This window comes from Bradyrhizobium sp. 215_C5_N1_1, assembly GCF_052075935.1.
In the GTDB taxonomy this organism is placed as follows: domain Bacteria; phylum Pseudomonadota; class Alphaproteobacteria; order Rhizobiales; family Xanthobacteraceae; genus Bradyrhizobium; species Bradyrhizobium barranii.
Window position 1 is genome coordinate 7,695,244 of the sequence record NZ_CP197228.1, and the last position, 17,376, is coordinate 7,712,619.

General features: G+C 65.3%; 20 protein-coding genes. 5 read left to right on the forward strand and 15 right to left on the reverse strand.

Going from position 1 to position 17,376, the window contains the following annotated elements; all coding sequences use genetic code 11:
- Positions 1-2 precede the first annotated feature (2 nt).
- Together AB7G19_RS36865 and AB7G19_RS36870 are read right to left on the reverse strand one after the other, a co-directional pair.
- Positions 3-557 (reverse strand): hypothetical protein, encoded by a 555-nt coding sequence (locus tag AB7G19_RS36865; RefSeq protein WP_135214809.1) that lies wholly within the window; start codon positions 555-557, stop codon positions 3-5.
- Complete coding sequence (locus tag AB7G19_RS36870) at positions 554-1,564, reverse strand: alpha/beta hydrolase (protein WP_085403362.1); 1,011 nt, start codon at positions 1,562-1,564, stop codon at positions 554-556. The genes AB7G19_RS36865 and AB7G19_RS36870 overlap by 4 nt, the downstream gene beginning before the upstream one ends.
- A 136-nt stretch (positions 1,565-1,700) precedes the next feature.
- Between AB7G19_RS36870 and xseA the strand changes: the two genes are divergently transcribed.
- Positions 1,701-3,323, forward strand: coding sequence for an exodeoxyribonuclease VII large subunit (gene xseA, locus AB7G19_RS36875; protein ID WP_085403363.1), 1,623 nt, complete (start codon positions 1,701-1,703; stop codon positions 3,321-3,323).
- A 181-nt stretch (positions 3,324-3,504) separates the two neighbouring features.
- Here the strand turns inward: xseA and AB7G19_RS36880 are convergent, their stop codons facing one another.
- Together AB7G19_RS36880 and AB7G19_RS36885 are read right to left on the reverse strand one after the other, a co-directional pair.
- On the reverse strand, positions 3,505-3,654 hold the full coding sequence (locus AB7G19_RS36880; protein WP_008130160.1) for a hypothetical protein: 150 nt from the start codon (positions 3,652-3,654) through the stop codon (positions 3,505-3,507).
- Positions 3,655-3,879: 225 nt separating this feature from the next.
- The gene (locus tag AB7G19_RS36885; protein WP_085403364.1) at positions 3,880-4,704 is read right to left on the reverse strand and encodes a dienelactone hydrolase family protein; all 825 of its coding nucleotides are present in this window, start codon (positions 4,702-4,704) and stop codon (positions 3,880-3,882) included.
- Between the two features lie 194 nt (positions 4,705-4,898).
- Between AB7G19_RS36885 and AB7G19_RS36890 the strand changes: the two genes are divergently transcribed.
- Positions 4,899-5,126, forward strand: a complete 228-nt coding sequence (locus tag AB7G19_RS36890) for a DUF2093 domain-containing protein (protein ID WP_014491939.1) — start codon at positions 4,899-4,901, stop codon at positions 5,124-5,126.
- Positions 5,127-5,272: 146 nt separating this feature from the next.
- Here the strand turns inward: AB7G19_RS36890 and AB7G19_RS36895 are convergent, their stop codons facing one another.
- Complete coding sequence (locus AB7G19_RS36895) at positions 5,273-5,587, reverse strand: hypothetical protein (protein WP_085403365.1); 315 nt, start codon at positions 5,585-5,587, stop codon at positions 5,273-5,275.
- A gap of 510 nt (positions 5,588-6,097) precedes the next feature.
- Here AB7G19_RS36895 and AB7G19_RS36900 point away from each other — a divergent pair.
- Positions 6,098-6,295, forward strand: coding sequence for a hypothetical protein (locus tag AB7G19_RS36900; protein ID WP_223153847.1), 198 nt, complete (start codon positions 6,098-6,100; stop codon positions 6,293-6,295).
- A 383-nt stretch (positions 6,296-6,678) separates the two neighbouring features.
- Here AB7G19_RS36900 and AB7G19_RS36905 read toward each other — a convergent pair whose 3' ends face one another.
- From AB7G19_RS36905 to AB7G19_RS36935, 7 genes are all read right to left on the reverse strand, one after another.
- Positions 6,679-7,014, reverse strand: coding sequence for a GYD domain-containing protein (locus AB7G19_RS36905; RefSeq protein ID WP_063985608.1), 336 nt, complete (start codon positions 7,012-7,014; stop codon positions 6,679-6,681).
- 297 nt (positions 7,015-7,311) lie between these two features.
- A complete protein-coding gene (gene lpxK, locus AB7G19_RS36910) occupies positions 7,312-8,328 on the reverse strand; it encodes a tetraacyldisaccharide 4'-kinase (protein WP_071909517.1) in 1,017 nt (338 codons plus the stop codon).
- Entirely contained in the window at positions 8,321-9,655 is a 1,335-nt protein-coding gene (locus AB7G19_RS36915) for a 3-deoxy-D-manno-octulosonic acid transferase (RefSeq protein ID WP_085403366.1), read from the reverse strand. Before AB7G19_RS36915 ends, lpxK begins: the two co-directional genes overlap by 8 nt.
- On the reverse strand, positions 9,618-10,331 hold the full coding sequence (locus AB7G19_RS36920) for a lysophospholipid acyltransferase family protein (protein ID WP_085403367.1): 714 nt from the start codon (positions 10,329-10,331) through the stop codon (positions 9,618-9,620). The genes AB7G19_RS36915 and AB7G19_RS36920 overlap by 38 nt, the downstream gene beginning before the upstream one ends.
- Positions 10,328-10,570, reverse strand: coding sequence for a DUF4170 domain-containing protein (locus AB7G19_RS36925; RefSeq protein WP_014491932.1), 243 nt, complete (start codon positions 10,568-10,570; stop codon positions 10,328-10,330). Before AB7G19_RS36925 ends, AB7G19_RS36920 begins: the two co-directional genes overlap by 4 nt.
- Positions 10,571-10,630: 60 nt before the next feature.
- Positions 10,631-11,449, reverse strand: coding sequence for a 3'(2'),5'-bisphosphate nucleotidase CysQ (locus AB7G19_RS36930; RefSeq protein ID WP_085403368.1), 819 nt, complete (start codon positions 11,447-11,449; stop codon positions 10,631-10,633).
- Positions 11,436-12,839 (reverse strand): TldD/PmbA family protein, encoded by a 1,404-nt coding sequence (locus AB7G19_RS36935; RefSeq protein ID WP_071909514.1) that lies wholly within the window; start codon positions 12,837-12,839, stop codon positions 11,436-11,438. The genes AB7G19_RS36930 and AB7G19_RS36935 overlap by 14 nt, the downstream gene beginning before the upstream one ends.
- A gap of 276 nt (positions 12,840-13,115) precedes the next feature.
- Between AB7G19_RS36935 and AB7G19_RS36940 the strand changes: the two genes are divergently transcribed.
- Positions 13,116-13,634, forward strand: coding sequence for a DUF6101 family protein (locus AB7G19_RS36940; RefSeq protein WP_071909513.1), 519 nt, complete (start codon positions 13,116-13,118; stop codon positions 13,632-13,634).
- 113 nt (positions 13,635-13,747) lie between these two features.
- Here the strand turns inward: AB7G19_RS36940 and ubiA are convergent, their stop codons facing one another.
- Complete coding sequence (ubiA, locus tag AB7G19_RS36945) at positions 13,748-14,680, reverse strand: 4-hydroxybenzoate octaprenyltransferase (protein WP_063985616.1); 933 nt, start codon at positions 14,678-14,680, stop codon at positions 13,748-13,750.
- On the reverse strand, positions 14,677-15,336 hold the full coding sequence (locus AB7G19_RS36950; protein ID WP_085403370.1) for a hypothetical protein: 660 nt from the start codon (positions 15,334-15,336) through the stop codon (positions 14,677-14,679). The genes ubiA and AB7G19_RS36950 overlap by 4 nt, the downstream gene beginning before the upstream one ends.
- Positions 15,337-15,547: 211 nt before the next feature.
- Between AB7G19_RS36950 and AB7G19_RS36955 the strand changes: the two genes are divergently transcribed.
- Entirely contained in the window at positions 15,548-16,312 is a 765-nt protein-coding gene (locus AB7G19_RS36955) for a 16S rRNA (uracil(1498)-N(3))-methyltransferase (RefSeq protein ID WP_085403371.1), read from the forward strand.
- Positions 16,313-16,363: 51 nt separating this feature from the next.
- On the opposite strand, the gene AB7G19_RS36960 is transcribed toward AB7G19_RS36955, so the two are convergent.
- Complete coding sequence (locus tag AB7G19_RS36960) at positions 16,364-17,374, reverse strand: helix-turn-helix domain-containing protein (RefSeq protein WP_441268766.1); 1,011 nt, start codon at positions 17,372-17,374, stop codon at positions 16,364-16,366.
- Between the last annotated feature and the right edge of the window lie 2 nt (positions 17,375-17,376).

The window sequence follows — 17,376 nt, forward strand, 5'->3', positions numbered from 1 at the left end:
GGCTAGATCCGCCGCATCCAGAGGCCGCCGAGGATCAGTCCGCCACCGTTGACAAAGGCCATCCAGAGCGGGAACGCCTCGCCGATGTAGAAGAAGCCGAACAACGTCAGTGCAGCGATGCCAAGACCGATCGCGACGAAGGCGTAGCCGAACCAGAGACCCGCCAGCGTATAGAACAGCATGAAGTAGAGCGGCCAGAACGCGCCGAGCTGGCGTGGGCCGAAATGGCCGACGACGTTGGTGCAGAGATAGCCGAAGGCGAAGAACAGCACGAAGACCAGAACGAGCCTGACATCGAAGGCGGCACCATGCGGACGGGGCGATGGATTGAGCAACCGGATTCCGACCAGACCACCGACGCCCAGAACGTCCACGGCAACCCAGGCGTGGACCGCGTAGACCGGCCAGAGCCAGGTCACGAGATTGCCTGCGAATACCAGGACTCCCCACCAGACTGCGGCGAGGCTTGCGAGCTCGTAGAGCTGCGATTGCTTCACGCGCTGGACGATGTCGTCGATGTCGGCCAGCGCTGCAGACGCCTCCTTGCTGTCGATCATGACTGGCCTGCTCCGCGCGTTGCCACGTCCTCGGCGATTGCATTGACCGCCTTCGGGTTGGTGACCATGCCCATGTGATTGACGCCGTCGATCATCTTGACGTCGATCGACGGCTTCACCGCCCGCACGGTCTCGGCATATTTGTCCGAGATCATCATCTCATCGTCGGCGCCGCCGAAAATCGTCATCGGGTGTGTCACCCCGGGCAGATCGAGGCGATAACCGCGTGTCGCAAAGTTGCGCATCAGGCGGTCGGAATAGGTAGAGGTGAGGTACTTGGCCGAATTCGCCGGCACGGCGAAGGCCAGCACTGGAAGCTGCGAACAACAGTCGATGCCGAGCTTGCGCAGCGCCGCCAGCCCGAAGTAGCGCGGAAGGTCAGCATTGGCCCAACCGCCGGCGTGCGGTTTGTTGGTCGGCGCGTCGTAGCCGAGATAGGGCGCGATCAGGACAGTGCGGACGAACAGGTCCTGCATGATCGGCGTCGCGGCAACACGCAACGAGAAGCCGGCGCCGGCGGAATGACCGATCAAGGTCAGTGGCAAATCGGGCGCGCTCTTGCGGACATGGGCGACGAAGTCGACCAGATCGTCCTCGAGCTGGCCGACATAGCCGATATCACCGCGCGTGCCGGAGGCGCCGTGGCCGCGCGTATCGAGTGCCCAGGTCTCGACGCCGTGCGCGGCGAATGCTGCCGTCAGGGCATGGTTCACGGTGCCGGAGGAACCGGACGATCCATGGATGAAGATGGCGCCGCGGTCGGTGGCCGTCCCCTTCGGCGCGTAGTGCCGGAAGCCAAGCCAGGTGCCATCGCGGGCCTGAAAGCGCTCGAGCGGTGGCAGCGTAGACCAGTCGATCCCCTTGGCGGAGTCCGAGACCGAGCGCATCTCCGCAGGCCGCTCCAGCGGCGTCGCGATCAGGGCGGTGAGCAGCAGCGCGACTGCGCCAACCGCGCACAGGCCCCATTTCAACAGGCTTAGAGAACCCCGCAGCAGCCGCATCGCCATCGCAAACTCCCTCGAACTGATCATTTATAGAGAACTCTATATTACAGAGTACTCTCCATATCAATCCCAGGATTGGCGCCGCGCGGCGAAAATCCTTAACGTCGGGTCTGACCCCAAAATGCCGAATCGTTTGCCGATGCCGCCTGCGGAACCACTGCTCAACGCCCCCGAATTCACCGTCTCCGAGCTCTCGCAGTCCCTGAAGCGGACGGTCGAGGACGCCTTTGGCCATGTCCGGGTCCGTGGCGAGATCTCCGGCTTCCGCGGCGCCCACTCCTCCGGCCACTGCTATTTCGCGCTCAAGGACGAGAGCGCCAAGATCGAGGCGGTGATCTGGAAGGGCGTGCACGGCCGGATGCGCTTCAAGCCCCAGGAAGGGCTCGAGGTCATCGCCACCGGCAAGCTCACCACTTATCCGGGCTCCTCGAAGTACCAGATCGTGATCGAGGCGCTGGAGCCGGCCGGCATCGGCGCGCTGATGGCGCTGATGGAGGAGCGCAAGAAGAAGCTCGCCGCCGAGGGCCTGTTCGACGAGGCGCGCAAGCAGTTGCTGCCCTGGCTGCCGGAGGTGATCGGCGTGGTGACCTCGCCGACCGGCGCCGTCATCCGTGACATCCTGCATCGGCTCGAGGACCGCTTTCCCCGCCACGTACTGGTGTGGCCGGTCAAGGTGCAGGGTGAAGGCTCGGCCGAGCAGGTCGCAGCCGCGATCCGCGGCTTCAACGCGCTGCCCGAGGGCGGCAAGATTCCGCGGCCCGATGTGCTGATCGTGGCACGCGGCGGCGGCTCGCTGGAGGACCTCTGGTCGTTCAACGAGGAGATCGTGGTGCGGGCGGCAGCCGAGAGCATGATCCCGCTGATCTCGGCGGTCGGGCACGAGACCGACATCACGCTGATCGACTTCGTCGCCGACAAGCGCGCGCCGACGCCGACGGCAGCGGCCGAGATGGCGGTGCCGGTGCGCAGCGATCTGTTCGTCGAGGTCGCCGATCTCGCGCGGCGCACCCGCGCCTATTGGCAGCGTGCCCATGAGAGCCGCCGCAGCGAGCTGCGCGCCGCCGCGCGCGCCCTGCCCGCGGCGGGCGATCTGCTCGCGATCCCGCGGCAACGGCTGGATTCAGCGGGCGCGTCGCTACCCCGCGGCCTCAAGGCCAACACGCACGCGCATTTCCGCCGGTTTACCGCGGCGAGCGCAAAGCTGACGCTGCGGGTGCTGCACGGGCAGATTTCGCAGGCCGATCACCGCCTCACCGTGTGCGGCGAGCGGCTCGGCCTGTCCGCGCGCTCGCTGCTGCGGCAACGGCGCGACCGTTTTGCCGGGCTGGAGGTGCGCTTGCGCGCCTCGAAACTTTCGAATGCGCAGGCGCAGCGCAACGCAATTGCCCGCCAGCGCGAGCGCACGCATCGTCTGGCCGAGCGCGCCAACCGCGCGCTTGTCACGCTGTTACAGCGGCTGGATGCCCGCATCGAGAACAGCGGCAAGCTGCTCTCGGCCTTGTCGTATCGCGGCGTGCTCGCGCGCGGCTTTGCTCTGGTACGGGACGAGGCCGGCCATCCCTTGCATTCGGCCGACGCGATTGGTCCCGGCGCACGCCTCGAGATCGAGTTTGCGGACGGCCGTGTCGGCGCGACGGCGGATGCGGATCGCCCGGCGCCGACGGCAAAGCGTGCGCCGGCGCAAGCAAAGCCGGCCGCGCAAGACGCAAAACCTGCGCCGAAGCGCGCGGGCAAGCCGGTGGATCAGGGCACGTTGTTCTGAGCGCTACGGCGGCGTTCCGCCCTCAGTGTCATTCCCCGCGAATGCGGGGAATCCAGTACGCCGCGGCTTCTCGGCTCAATCACTAACGTCTCGGAGTACTGGATCGCCCGGTCAAGCCGGGCGATGACAGCCAGTGTGGGACGCGTGTCGCCACAACCTCGTCATTGCGAGCGCAGCCCGCCTACCGGCAGGACAATCCCGCGTCGATCGTGGTCCAGAAGCCGCAATGTTCCGGCGCGATCATCGGCGCGCCGGCGTGGGCTTCGAACAGGAAGATCGCGACGGTGAAGACGATCAGTGCGGATGAGAACAGGACGAAGCGGTTGCGCATGAGGACTGCGTTTAATCGACATCGTGGTCGAACTAAGGCGCCGTCACCTGCTGAAACCGCCGCGACACGCGATACGTAGATTCACGGTCGGCCATACTCCGTGCAGGGCGGTGGTCGATGCGGGGCTGTCCGCCTAACGTTGTTCCTCGGGCGGCCCCGCTTCCGCCTTCGCTCTATCGAGCTACGGCGGGACAAGCCCGCTCCATCCGGGCTACAGGACCGCCCTCACCGCGCCAGCCACTCCGCGACTTCCTTCTGCGACTCCGCGCGCGCCTCTGCGTCCGTGCCGAGATGGCCGTGCTCGGGCGCGGCGGCGTCGGTGGTGCCGGCAGCTGCGTGCAGCGGCGTATTGGCGCGGTCGAAATCGTGATAGGCGCCGGGATAGACCACGATGCGCGTGAGCGCGCTGCGGCCGCGCGCGCCGTCGACCATCTGGCGGCAGGCCGGCGGCGACGAGACGTCGTCATTGGCGCCGATCAGCACCAGGGTCGGCACCCGCGCGCTCCAGCCGAGGCCGGCGGAGATCCGGCAATCCGGATAGAACGCGATCGCCGCGCGAAAATCCGGCCCGGCTTCGCGCGCGGCGCTCTGCGGACGCACGGCCCAGAGCAGCGCGCTGGCACCATTGGCCCAGCCGATCAGGCTGACGCGGTCGCGCGCGACCCAACTCTGCTTCACCAGCCAGGCGCGCGAGGCCGCGATGTCGGCGACGCGCTCGCGCCGCGCCTTGACGTGCATCTCCTTGACGCGGCATTGCGGCCCGAGCTCGCGCGAGCCGTAGCTGTCGGGCAGCAGAACGGCGTTGCCGGCCTTCAGCAGTTGCAGCGCCCAGTCGCGATAGCGCGGCAGCACCGATTCTGAATGATTGCCGAGGCCGCCGCAGCCATGCAGCGCGATCACGGTCGGAAACGGCCCCTCGCCATCGGGCTTGTAGAGCTGCCCATGCAGGATTCCGGACGACAGCGGAATGTCGACCTGCTGCGGCGCCGGCGCGGCGTGCGCGGCCGACATCAGCAGCATCATGAACAGGGCGGTCAGTCGAAGGCGCATCGGATTCTGCCGTGGAAGATGCCGGAACCGGCCATCCCTCGCGCGAAGCACTATCATGCGGAAACGGCGGCAAAACATCACAAACCGGTGGGTTTACCGGGCGGACAAGCCACCCTATCTATGCTAAATTCGGTGCAACACATCGTGCCCTCCAGGGTTTTCCACGGAGAGGCCTTCCACGGAGACTTTCGACCGTGCTGAACAAGTTCGGCCCCTCGGGCCATGGCGAAGCGCAGGTGCAATATCTCGACGGCGATTTCCGCGTGATCTCGCCGGGGACCTTCGTCCGTTGCGCGATCACCGACACGCGGATTCCGCTCGACGAATTGAAGTACTGGAGCGTGGATCTGCAAGAGGCCTACGCCACGCCCGCCGCCGTGCTGCAGCGGCATTTCCCCGGCGCGCTGAAGCCGCAGCCGTAGGGTGGGCAAAGGCGCCTCGCGCCGTGCCCGCCATCTCTTCACGACCGCAACGAACAATGTAGGCACGCTTCCGCCTTCGCTCGCTCAGCTTCGGCGGACAATTCGCCTTGCCCACCCAACGATACCGAGTTCGTGGCATCGCGCGGCTATTGCGGCTCGGGACCATCCGCGCCCACACAGGTCTTGATGAAAGTCTTCCTGGTCTCACCGACCACTTTCTGATCGATCGCCTGCTTCAGACAATCGACCCGTGCCTGCGCCATGCAGAGCTGCATCTGATCGCGCTTGTCCTGGCCCTTCAGGCTTTGCGTCGTCGCAAGGCACGTGACGCGCTTGGTCGCGGGGACTGGCACCGTGCTGGTTGGAGCAGCGGGAGCCGTCGTCGGCGGCGTCTGCGCAAACACGGGCGCCATGATCAGACACAGAAGACTGGCAGCGACGGCTGCAGATGGCAGTTTCATCGGATTCTCCTGATCGTCTGGAACCGATAGGCGTCTGGCGAAGAATGTCGCCTGAATGGCGGGCCGCTACAGGGTGAGCAAAGGGTAGCTGTCCTGCCGGCGCCGCATGAGCGGCACAGCTTATCGCGCAGCAGGAGGATGGAGACGATGTTCGCGCGCACCTGAACTGCGCGCCTCGCCGCCGAAATGATCTCCGTCGCGCCGATCCGCGTTGCAACGAATTGCGCTTGCACTCCGTGGTAAGTCACTTCGCGCTGTGGTTGGATTTTTCGCTGCGGTTCGGCGCCCTTAAGTTGTTTGACGAAGTTCTGGTGAAACAGAGCGCTGCTAGAGTGCGTGTTAGGTAATTAGCCCTGCTGCTTTGTCGCACAGACCATCAAGTCAACCAAACGACCATTGAGCTTTGGAATTGGCGCAGTCTGTGAACGGGCTCACATCGGAAGAGCCATCTGACGGGCTACGATCACCTCGAAAATTCGCGGTGGATACTTTGTAAATCGAAAGTCAACGATGGGGGTGATCATGCCCACCATACTAGACATGCTCTATCGTGAATATTGCCGCGCCCGCCTCGCTGAAATGCGGAAACAGCTTCTGATCATAGCTCAACGCTCTGAAGCTTCCGAAGCGCATCATCATCTTGCGGATCAGGGTGACGATGAGAGGACGGACGCACAACGCAAGACCGGTCGCGGCGTGCCGCATTGAAGCGGCCCGAGACCGGCGAACTCTCCCGCGTAGCAGTGACCAAGCAATTGGCGGCAGTTTGGGAGCAAGCGATGAATACACCCGAATGCTATACTGTCATGGTGGCCTGCGTCTCGTGCCTGACCATCATCGGAATGATGGCTGTTGGAGCCTGGTGAGGGGACTGAGGGCTGAGCCGGGATTGCACGCCCTGAACGGGTCCGCTGGCAAGCACGTTCAGTCGGACCTGTGGCGCCGGACACAGCACGCGCCCTCCCGCATCGTCCGTCGATGGACGCCGGAAGGCCTTCGCCTCGCCTCAGCGCGCAGACCTGCTTTTTGCTGTGAGGTAAGCGTTGCCGCCGCCTGATACGATTGCGGCGGCATCGCTTGAGATCCGGATGTCAGCCTCCGGGCGGACTATACGAAGAACGCAGCTTCGCCGCGTTCTGGCGGACCTGCTTGATCTCGTCCTGCGTGAACAGCCGGGTCAATTTCACGTTCTGCAGGGTGCCCACCGTGACGGTCAGACCGGAGATGGCCGGAGCCGTGCTCGGATCAGGCACATCGAAAATCACCAAAACGCCCGGACCGTCGGCAGCAACGCTGTACATCGAAATCAGCTTGCCGCCGGCCGCTTCAATGAGTTTTGTCGCCGCCTCCTGGCGATTGATCGTGGGGTTTTCCAAAATGGCGTTGAGAGCGCGTGGTGTATATTGTCCAGTGAGGCAAAAATGCATGGCATGTTCTCCTCTGAGCTTTTGGCAATAACTCTCCGGCCGTTCCGAACTGATCGTAACGGTCTCGCATCTGAAATGATGATGGTACGTTGCCCGCCGTGGGCATAAACGCCGCCGATGATTGCCGGGAGTTCGGCACGTCCCGGTGACGGCTCTCATGCGAGGCTACATCAACTCCCGAACGTGCGGAAGACAATTCATCCGCCGCGACATGTCGCATATCGCAAGGCGCGCGGTGTTGGGCTACGGCGGAGCGCTTTGCCCACGCCAAGAAATCATCAAGAAATCATCAAGAAATCATCGCCTGCCGAACCGCCGCTCGCGCGCCTTGTAGAGATGATCGCTGATCAATTGCCGGAGCGCTGCCGGATCATCGAATTCGAGCTGCACCGCGAACGGCACGATGCCGTCGGGGACGCCTTCGCGGCCGCGGAGGCGCGCAAGATCCTTTTCCGTCGTCACCAGCGTGAGTTGCTCGCGCTGCGCCTCCGCTGCGAGCGCCGCGATCTCGTTCTGCGAAAACATGTGGTGATCGGCGAAGGGGCGCGTGCGCGCGACCTCGATGCCGCAGGCGCGCAAGCTGCGGAAGAAACGCGCGGGATCGCCGATGCCGGCGAACGCAAAGACTCGTTTGCCGAGGAGTTGCGCGACCGAGGCCGCATCCGGCTTCAGGCGCGCGCGCAGCTCCGGCTTGTTGCGCTTCGCAAGCTCCGCCGCGACATCGTTGGCGGCATGGCCATTGCCGATCAGCACCAGCGCATCGGTGCGCGCGAGCTGCGCCTTCAGCGGCGCGCGCAAGGGACCGGCCGGAAACACCTTGCCGTTGCCGAGGCCGCGCTCGCTGTCGATCACGATCAGGGAGGCGTCCTTCAGCAGGCGCGGGTTCTGGAAACCGTCGTCCATCAGGATCACGGTCGCGCCCCGCGACTTCGCGAGCGCAACGCCTTCGAGACGGTCGTGCGCGACCACGACAGGAACGTCGCGCACCATCATCAACGGCTCGTCGCCGATGTCGGAAGCGGTGTGGCGCTCGCGGTCGACCATGACCGGACCCTTGAGGCGCCCGCCATAACCGCGGCTGAGCACCACCGGCGTCTCGCCGAGCTCGCGCAACAGCTTCGTCAATGCGAGCACGGTCGGCGTCTTGCCGGCGCCGCCGACATGGTAGTTGCCGACGCAGATCACGGGGATGCCGGCGTCAAAGCCCTGGCGCAGCATGCGCCGTTCGGTGATCGCGCCATAGAGCAAGCCCAACGGCCGTAACGCATGAGACTTGAAGGAACGCGGCCGGTACCAGAAGGCCGGCTCACGCATTGGCGGCCCCCATCTCGATGGTGAGCTGCAGGAGATAAGGCTCGAGCGCCGTCATCGTGCGATTGAGCGCGCCGCCGAGATCCTCGACCACGCCTGAGCCTGCGCGCTGCATCCCGTCGCGCACCGTGGGATCGGCCAGCAGCTGGCCGAGCTGCTTGACCAGCGTCTCCTGCGTGTCGGCCTGGCGCGCGCCGCCGCTGCTATCAAGCGCCTCGTAGACATCGGCGAAGTTGAAGACGTGCGGACCATGGACGATCGCAGCGCCGAGCTTGATCGCCTCGATCGGATTCTGGCCGCCATGGCGGATCAGCGATCCGCCCATGAACACGACCGGCGAGAGGCGGTAGAACAGGCCGAGCTCGCCCATGGTGTCGGCGACATAGACGTCGGTCGCGGCCGTCGGCAATTCCTCGCGCGAGCGCAACGCCGGCTTCAGGCCCGACGCCGTGATCAAGCCGGCAATCGAGGTGCCGCGATCCGGATGCCGTGGCACGATCACGGTCAGAAGCTGCGGGAAGAAACCGACGAGGCTGCGATGCGCCGCGACCAGCATCTCGTCCTCGCCCGGATGGGTCGAGGCCGCGACGATGATCGGGCGGCCGCGCGTCATCGCCATCAGCCGCTCGAGCTTGGCGGGATCGGCCGGCGGCGCGGCCACGTCGAGCTTGAGATTGCCCGTGGTGACCACGTCGCGGCCGCCGAGCGCGGAGAAGCGCTCCGCATCGGTCTTCGATTGCGCCAGGCAAATGTCGAACCGCGACAGCAGCGCCGAGATGGTGCCGTACATCCGCCGCCAGCGCGGGAAGGAGCGCGGCGACATCCGCCCGTTGATCAGCACCATCGGCAGGCGGCGTGCGGCGCCCGCCAGGATCAGGTTCGGCCACAAATCGGATTCGATGAACAGCGCCAGCGAGGGCTTCCAGTGATCGAGGAAGCGCGCGACATAGCGCGGGGAATCATACGGCACGTATTGATGGATGACGTCGGGCGGAAACCGCTTTGCGACGACGGCGGCGGAGGTGACGGTGCCCGAGGTGAGCAGGATGCGAAGATTGAGGTCGCGCAGGCGCTCGATCAGCGCGGCTGCGGCGAGCACCTCGCCGACGCTGGCGCCGTGAATCCAGACCAGGGGGCCGTGCGGACGCACGTCCCGGGACAGGCCCCGCCGCTCGCCGACGCGCGCGGGATCCTCCTTGCCCTGCTTCAGCCGCCGCTTGATCAGCGCCGGCGCAAGCGGCACCAGGCCCGAGGCCAGGCGCCGGTACATCCGCAGCGTTATCGGCAGCGAATTAGCCATCTTGGGGCCCCGGACGGCCGAGTTGCGCATAGGCGCGGCGGGTCGCCTCGTTCAAGGTCTCTTCCAGCTCCAGCCGCAGCGCTTCCATGGTGGCGGCGTCGGCATCCGGCGGCACGTGGATTTCCTTGATCCCGACCAATGCGCCCCGCCCGAACGGCAGGTTGATGGTGGTGCGGTCCCAGTTCTTGAGCCGGATGAAGCGGCTGGTCGCCATCGCGAAAGGCATGATCGGCCGCCCCGATTCCCGTGCCAGCATGATGATGCCGAGCCCGGCCACGCGCGAGCGTTTGGGGACATCGGCGGTCAGCGCGACATTACAACCGTCCTGGAGCGTGTGCACCATTTCCCTGAACGCGCCCACCCCGCCCTTGCGGTGGAAGGCGCCGCCGTGGTCACCGGAACCACGGATGAGGCCGATGCCGAGCCGCTCGACGGCGATCGCGTTGAACTCGCCGTCGCGATGCCGCGAGATCAGGACCTTGGCCCGGTAGGAGTCCTTATTCCTGATGAAGGGCGTGAGGAAATGCTGGCCGTGCCAGAAGGCGAAGATCGCGGGGATCTGCGGCTCGACGATGTCATAGACGTCAGGCGGATCGAACGTGAATTTGTTGGTCCGCCAGACCAGACGCAGATATTCGGCCGCCAGAACCCCGACGGCACGCTGAAGCCAGCTGCTTCGCAGCGTATTGCGAAGCAGTTTTTTCAACGTGCCGGTTCTTGATTCGGGTCGAGCAGCCGATGGAGATGGACGATGAAGTAGCGCATCTGCGCGTTGTCGACCGTGCTCTGCGCCTTGGCGCGCCAGGCGACGTGAGCGGACGCGTAGTTCGGATAGAGGCCGACGATCTCGACGTCGTCGAGGTTCTTGAAGGTGTTGTGCTCGAGATCGAGCAATTCGCCGCCGATGACGAGATGCAGCAATTGTTGCGGGGCACTATCTGGCATGGGTTCTGTTCCTAACGGGCTGCCCGGCAAAGCAGTGTTCGAGAAGCACGGCGGACGCACTCAGGGCAAGGGCCGATTTCGAAAATGCGCGACGATGCCCGCATGACGATCGCGACCCGCTGCCACCAGCACCCCGTGCGTGACTTCCCGGCGGTTATAGAGGATGGGATCTCCGGAGAGGTCGCTCATCCTACCATCCGCTTCCTGCACGATCAAATCGGCCGCCGCAAGGTCCCAATCATGGCTGTTGCCCCCGGCAAAAGCCGCATCCAGCACGCCATCGGCGACCCGGCACAGGCGCAGCGCGAGCGAACCGATTCGCGGATGCAGCTTGATGTCGCCGCCGGCCGTATTGAGCCGCTCGACCATCGGCTTCGGCCCGGCGACGCGGGAGAAGTCGAGCGCGGATCCGGACGCCGCCCGCACGGCTTTGCCGTTGAGCGTCGTGCCCTGCCCGCGGGCCGCGAAGAAGAACTCGTCGGTCGCGGGCGCGAACACCGCAGCCAGCACCGGCGAGGCATCCTCGACCAGCGCGACGCTGACGCACCATTCTTCATGGCCGCCGAGATAATTGCGGGTGCCGTCGATGGGATCGACCACCCAGGTCCGCCGCCGCGACAGCCGCACCTCGTCGTCGGCGCTCTCCTCGGACAGCCAGCCATAATCGGGCGTCGCCGAGCGCAGGCGCGCTTCGAGCAAATCGTTGACGGCAATGTCGGCTTCCGACACCGGCGAGGACGCGCCCTTGGTCCACTTCCTCAATTCGGTGCGGAACATCGACTGCGCGAGGCTGCCTGCCTCCCGCACCGCGTCCTGCAGCAGCGCCGCGTCGCGCGTCAGGATGGTTTCGTCCGTTGCATGCGCGTCAGCGTCCGCCAAGCGTCAAACCCTCGATGCGCACCGTCGGCGCATTGATGCCGTAGCGGAACTCGAGATTGTTCGCCGGCTGCATCGATTTGAAGATCTCGAACAGATGGCCCGCGATCGTCACCTCGCTGACGGGATAGGTCAGCTCGCCATTCTCGATCCAGAAGCCGGAGGCGCCGCGGCTGTAATCGCCGGTGACGCCGTTGACGCCGGAGCCGATCAGGTCGGTGACGTAGAAGCCCTGCTTGATGTCGGCGATCAGTTCGGCCGGCGTCGGCGTGCCCGGTTCGAGATGCAGATTGTACGGTCCCGGCGACGGCGAGGACGAGACGCCGCGATGGGCGTGGCCGGTGGTAGTGAGGCCGAGCTCGCGCGCGGTCGCGCAGTCGAGCAGCCAGGTCGTCAGCACGCCCTCGTCGATCAGCGCGATCTTCTTCACCGCGACGCCTTCGGCGTCAAACGTCTGCGAGCGCAGGCCGCGCTTGCGCAGGGGATCGTCGATGATGCGGATGTTTTTTGCGAACAGCTGCTGGCCGAGCTTGTCCTTCAGGAAGCTGGTCTTCCGTGCGATCGAGGCGCCGTTGATGGCACCGACGACGTGGCCGACCAGCGAGCCCGCAACGCGCGGATCGAACACGACCGGCACCTTGCAGGTCTCGACCTTGCGCGGATTGGAACGCGCCACGGTACGCTCGCCGGCGGAACGGCCGACGACTTCCGGCGACAGGAGATCGGCGCCGTGCGGCGCCGAGGTGAAGTCGTAGTCACGCTCCATGCCGGTGCCTTCGCCCGATATCGCGGTCGCCGAAATGCCCTGGCTGGAACGCAAATAAGAACCATGGAAGCCGGTGCTGGTGACGAGCACCATGCCGCCCATGCCGGCGGAGGCGGAGGCGCCGCCGGACTTGGTCACCCCCTTCACGGCGAGCGCGGCAGCCTCGGCTTCGAGCGCGCGGCGCTCGAGCTCGGAGGTCGCGGGCACGTCGGGATCGAGCAGATCGAGATCGGGGAAGTCGCGCGCGAGCAGCGCCGGATCGGCGAGGCCGACATATTTGTCGTCGGGCGCGACGCGCGCCATCGCCACCGCGCGCTCGGCAAGCTTGGTCACGGCATCGCCGCTGACGTCGTTGGTCGAGACCACCGCCTGGCGCTGGCCGACCAGCACGCGCAGGCCGACATCGTCACCCTCGGAGCGTTCCGATTCCTCGACGCGCCCGTCACGCACCTCGACGCCCTGCGAGACGCCGCGCACGGCGACCGCATCGGCCGCATCCGCACCGGCGCGCTTGGCCGCCTCGACTAGCCGCTGCGCGAGATCGGAGAGCGCGGTCTGATCGAACAGGTCGCGATTGGCTTTGGACGAATCCTGGGGCGAAAGCGTCGAGCTTGGTGAAGGGTTCACAAACGAAATCCTGTTGCGGCGGGAGGTTTCGGGGCGATACCGGCCCTGAACACCAGATGTGCCCAATTGGTACGGACTTCAAGCGTTTTCAGCCCGCAAAAAGCTCAGATTCGCAAGTCCGGCGCAACGTCTCGTCAATCATGCGTGCCAAGGTCTTGTCAATCATGAGCGGCGGTGACGCTGGATTAACCAGCCTTTTTAAGTGGTTTCGGAACGGCGCGCGCTAAGGTCCTCGCATCGACCGGGAACATAATCCCGGCGGGGAGAACTAAAGCCGTGAGGCGTCAAACAGCAACAAGCGGGATCGCTCCCGCCGGGTCGGGCCGCAGCTTGCGGCTCGACCCTCTTTCCCTTCCGGTCCGCTTCGATGCGCACGATCCGCGCGCCGACGGATACACCAGACAGATCGAGCTTCATCGCGAGCGTGTCGTGCTGCGCCGTGCCGTCCGCGGCATGCAGATGGCGATCAACGTCCGCGTCAGCGACTTCATCGGCGTTGCGTTGCGCGGCAATGACGAGGCGCAGACCCTCGTCCTCGTGCATCGCGATCCCTCGCTGTCCGTTCCGCTGCTGGTCAGCACCGATGGCGACGAACTCGCCGAGGCCTGGGCGATCTGGAGCGAGCTATTCGCGCTTCCGCAGCTCGACGAAGGTGCCCGCAAGCCCACGCCGCGCCGTCGCCGCGCCAACGCGATCCGCGCCCGCCGTCCGAAATTTTTGATGCGCCGGCGCACCGCCATGACGCGCGAGCTGTCGGTTCATCAGGGCGAACGCGAGATCATCGCAAGGAATTGAACGGCACGCACAGTGCCGTAGGGTGGGCAAAGCGAAAGCGTGCCCACCTTTTTTATCTCAATCCCGGGAAGATGGCGGGCACGGCGCAAGAGCGCCTTTGTCCACCCTACGGGCTACGCCGCCCGCATCACCGCGTCGACCAGCAATCCCGCAAACAGCAGGAAGCCCGCATACTTGTTCGAGAAGAACAGGCGCTTGCAGAGCAAGGGGTCGCTGATATCCAGCCGCACGATCTGCGAGGCCAGATGCACGGCGAACGCCGCAAGCCCGAGCCAGGCCGGCCAGCGCGCATCGCCTGAGGCCAGCGCGACGCCGATCAGCATCACCGCAAGCCCGTAGAACAGGATCAGCGCCTGGTGCGTGTGCGCGCCGAACAGCCGCGCGGTGGACTTGATGCCGATCAGCGCGTCGTCCTCGGCGTCCTGGTGCGCATAGATCGTGTCATAGCCGATCACCCACGAAATCGATCCCGCATAGAGCACCAGCGCGGTCAATTCGATGCGACCAAAGGTGACGGCAAATCCCATCAGCGCGCCCCAGGAGAAGGCGAGGCCGAGCACGATCTGCGGCCACCAGGTGATGCGCTTCATGAAGGGATAGATCGCGACGATCAAAAGCGAGGCAATGCCGGTTAGGACCGCGAAGCGGTTGAATTGCAGCAGCACCACGAGACCGGTCAGTGCCTGCGCGACCATGAAGGCCAGCGCCTGCTTCGTGGTCACCTGGCCCGACGGCAGCGGCCGCGAGCGGGTGCGCTCGACCTTGTCGTCGAGATCGCGGTCGGTGATGTCGTTCCAGGTGCAGCCTGCTCCGCGCATGACGAAGGCGCCGATGAAGAACAGCACGATGGTGAGCGGCAGGCCGCGGACATCATGCGCCATGCCCGCCGCGAGCGCCGCCGACCACCAGCACGGCATCAACAGGAGCCAGGAGCCGATCGGACGATCGAAGCGCGACAGGCGCAAATAAGGCCGCGCCCATTGCGGCGCGAGCGTATCGACCCAGTTGCCGGTGGAATCGGCAACGCGGGCGGATGTGTCACTCATCGGGTGAGGACGTTGCCGTTGAGCGTGTCGAAGGTGCTGCCACCCTTCTTGCCGGCATTGGCCTCAGGCGCCGAGCCAGAACCCAACACCTCGCTCAGCGACGGACCGGCCGGACCGCGCGGCTGGTTCTGCATCTGCTGCGCGACGTTGCAGACCTTCGTCGCCATGGCCTCGGTGTTCTTGTGGCCGTCCTTCATCTGCGCGCTGACCTGCGCCGGAATCCCGCACTTCGAGGCGTTGGCCTCGATGTACTTGATCATCTTGGTCTCAGCCTGGCTGAAATTGCGGATCAGCTTGCAGGCTTCTTCCGGCGCGGCGTGACGATCACTCGCGGCCTTGATCAGCTTGCCGCGCTTCTCGGCTTCCTCGCGCAGCGGCATGAAGGTTTTCATGCAGTCCTCGCCGGGACCGCCTTGCGTCGGCGGGGCGGCGCTGAAGGCACCTGCGCCACCGACGGGCGCGGCGCCGTTGACGGGAAACGATCCTTGGGGCGCTGCACCGACCGAAGCGCTCGGCGCCGAGCCGTTCACGGGCGGAAACGCGGAACTGGTTGGGGCTTGGCCAGGCAGCGGCGCAGGGAAGCCCTGCGCGTGGGCACCCGCGGCGCCCAAGGTGACCATGGCGGCAGTGATCGGAACCATCAAATGACGGATCATCAAGGCAGTCTCTCCGGCAGGAGCTTACGGGGCTTGGCGTCTTCCCAATTGAAGCGCAACCAGCGTGCTCGCGATTTTACGATTCCCGCCGGCCCTTAACAACCCGTCGAATAGGGCAAGAGCGCGGCGCGCCGACGCACCGATTCGGCAATATTTACCCCCGAAATGGCGGCTTTCGGTTAATAACGGCGGCAAATTGGACCTTTGAACGATGCCCTCCCACGATTTTCGCGCCCCCCGCCTGTTTGTCGATGTCCCCCTTGCCCAGGACGCCAGGGTTCCGCTCGACCGCGACCAGAGCAATTATCTCGGCAATGTGCTGCGGCTGGCCGCCGGGGCCGAGGTTTTGGCGTTCAATGGCCGCGACGGCGAGTGGCAGGCCGCGATCGAAGGCCGCAAGCGGCCGGACGGCCTCGTCATCCTCCAGCAGGCCCGGCCGCAGGACCGGCTCGCCGACCTCACCTACGTCTTTGCCCCGCTCAAGCATGCCCGGCTGGACTACATGGTCCAGAAGGCCGTCGAAATGGGCGCTGCCACGCTTCAGCCGGTCCTGACCCGCTTCACCCAGGCCTCGCGGGTCAACACCGAGCGGATGCGCGCCAATGTCGTCGAGGCCGCCGAGCAATGCGGCATCCTCAGCATCGCCACGGTCGCCGAGCCGGTGCCGCTGGACCGGTATCTCAGTCAGCGCCCTGCCGACCGGCTGCTCATCTTCTGCGATGAGGCGGCGGAGGTCCAAAACCCCATTCAGAGCCTGCAAGACGCGCGCGAAGCCGGACATGACCAAGGCAGAATTGGCATCGACGCGCTGATCGGCCCCGAAGGCGGCTTTGCCGAAGAAGAGCGCGCCCTGCTGCTGCGGCAGCCGAAAATCCTGCGGCTGGCGCTGGGACCCCGGATCATGCGGGCCGACACGGCCGCGGTGGCGGCGCTGGCGCTGGTGCAGGCAGTGCTGGGCGATTGGGACGGCACCTAACCAAGCGAACCTAACGTCGATTCGCGCGCGGCGGCTCTACAGGTTCGCGCTTCAGATGACCTCTCGCTTCGACCGATGCAGGGTCTCGGACGGCAGCTCTCCGAAAGCCGCCCTGTAGCTCGCTGCGAACTCGCTCAGATGCCAGAAGCCATGGCCGATTGCGCAGGCCTTCACACTGCGACGAGCCGGGCCGGTGCGCAGCTGCTTTCGTACCGACCAGAGGCGCAAGACCCGGCTGTAGCGATGAGGGCTCATGCCGCAGATGGCCTGCGTCGCACTCTGGAGGGTCCGAACGGACACGCCCACCCGCTCTGCCAGTTCGGTCGTTTTGTGCCAGATCGCGAGATCGTGGCGGATCAATCGTTCCATCTCTGCGACGATCCGCTGATAGCTGTCCGTCGTGGAGTGCATGGGCCCGCGCTTCACGTTGGACCGAATGGCAGCATCCATTGCGGCGAACAGGGATTGTTCGACCGCCGTTCGCGACGTCGGCTCGTTCAGGAAGTCTGGATCATGTGCCGCGGTTTCAAGCGTCGTGGAAATCGAGCCATGCAGGGAGGCAAGTACTTCCGATGCCGGACTCAGCAAATGATAGCCGTCATCCAGCTGAGACCAGGGCTCGCGCTCGGGCGAGCTGAAATAGGCGACAGCCCACAAACGCCCCGCCGGCTCATAGACCAGGCAATCGGATCTCCCCTTGAGAACGAGTATGGAGCTGCCAATTGATTGCCCGTTGATGCGGGTGGAGGTCACATGGTCCATCGGCACCGCCACCGCGATGGCGTGCGCCAGATCATAACCGCGGATGATCCGCGGGAAGGTCTTCACCAGAGACAGCGTCAGGACCGGCAGGCTGAGCTGGGCACGCTTGATTGCAGTCGCCCCGGCCGACAGCGGCATGCTGGATGCGCCGACATATCTCTCACTCTCTCCGAAATGATCGATGTCGTACGATCGGAGCTCGAGAGCCGCGGATGGCTTGAGACCCTGGAACGACAGCAAGCCGTCTAATGCTGTTCTTTGCGTTCCATCGCGAGCAGTATCGAGAAGGCTTTGATCCATAT

What these genes read in the sequence shown, in the direction of transcription:
- AB7G19_RS36900 (WP_223153847.1), top strand. Translation starts at nt 6,098, where the DNA reads ATGGGGGTGATCATGCCCACCATACTAGACATGCTCTATCGTGAATAT.
- xseA (WP_085403363.1), top strand. Translation starts at nt 1,701, where the DNA reads ATGCCGCCTGCGGAACCACTGCTCAACGCCCCCGAATTCACCGTCTCC.
- AB7G19_RS36950 (WP_085403370.1), bottom strand. Translation starts at nt 15,336, where the DNA reads ATGATCCGTCATTTGATGGTTCCGATCACTGCCGCCATGGTCACCTTG.
- AB7G19_RS36880 (WP_008130160.1), bottom strand. Translation starts at nt 3,654, where the DNA reads ATGCGCAACCGCTTCGTCCTGTTCTCATCCGCACTGATCGTCTTCACC.
- AB7G19_RS36905 (WP_063985608.1), bottom strand. Translation starts at nt 7,014, where the DNA reads ATGCATTTTTGCCTCACTGGACAATATACACCACGCGCTCTCAACGCC.
- AB7G19_RS36870 (WP_085403362.1), bottom strand. Translation starts at nt 1,564, where the DNA reads ATGGCGATGCGGCTGCTGCGGGGTTCTCTAAGCCTGTTGAAATGGGGC.
- AB7G19_RS36895 (WP_085403365.1), bottom strand. Translation starts at nt 5,587, where the DNA reads ATGAAACTGCCATCTGCAGCCGTCGCTGCCAGTCTTCTGTGTCTGATC.
- AB7G19_RS36925 (WP_014491932.1), bottom strand. Translation starts at nt 10,570, where the DNA reads ATGCCAGATAGTGCCCCGCAACAATTGCTGCATCTCGTCATCGGCGGC.
- AB7G19_RS36885 (WP_085403364.1), bottom strand. Translation starts at nt 4,704, where the DNA reads ATGCGCCTTCGACTGACCGCCCTGTTCATGATGCTGCTGATGTCGGCC.
- AB7G19_RS36915 (WP_085403366.1), bottom strand. Translation starts at nt 9,655, where the DNA reads ATGCGCAACTCGGCCGTCCGGGGCCCCAAGATGGCTAATTCGCTGCCG.
- lpxK (WP_071909517.1), bottom strand. Translation starts at nt 8,328, where the DNA reads ATGCGTGAGCCGGCCTTCTGGTACCGGCCGCGTTCCTTCAAGTCTCAT.
- ubiA (WP_063985616.1), bottom strand. Translation starts at nt 14,680, where the DNA reads ATGAGTGACACATCCGCCCGCGTTGCCGATTCCACCGGCAACTGGGTC.
- AB7G19_RS36865 (WP_135214809.1), bottom strand. Translation starts at nt 557, where the DNA reads ATGATCGACAGCAAGGAGGCGTCTGCAGCGCTGGCCGACATCGACGAC.
- AB7G19_RS36960 (WP_441268766.1), bottom strand. Translation starts at nt 17,374, where the DNA reads ATGGATCAAAGCCTTCTCGATACTGCTCGCGATGGAACGCAAAGAACA.
- AB7G19_RS36955 (WP_085403371.1), top strand. Translation starts at nt 15,548, where the DNA reads ATGCCCTCCCACGATTTTCGCGCCCCCCGCCTGTTTGTCGATGTCCCC.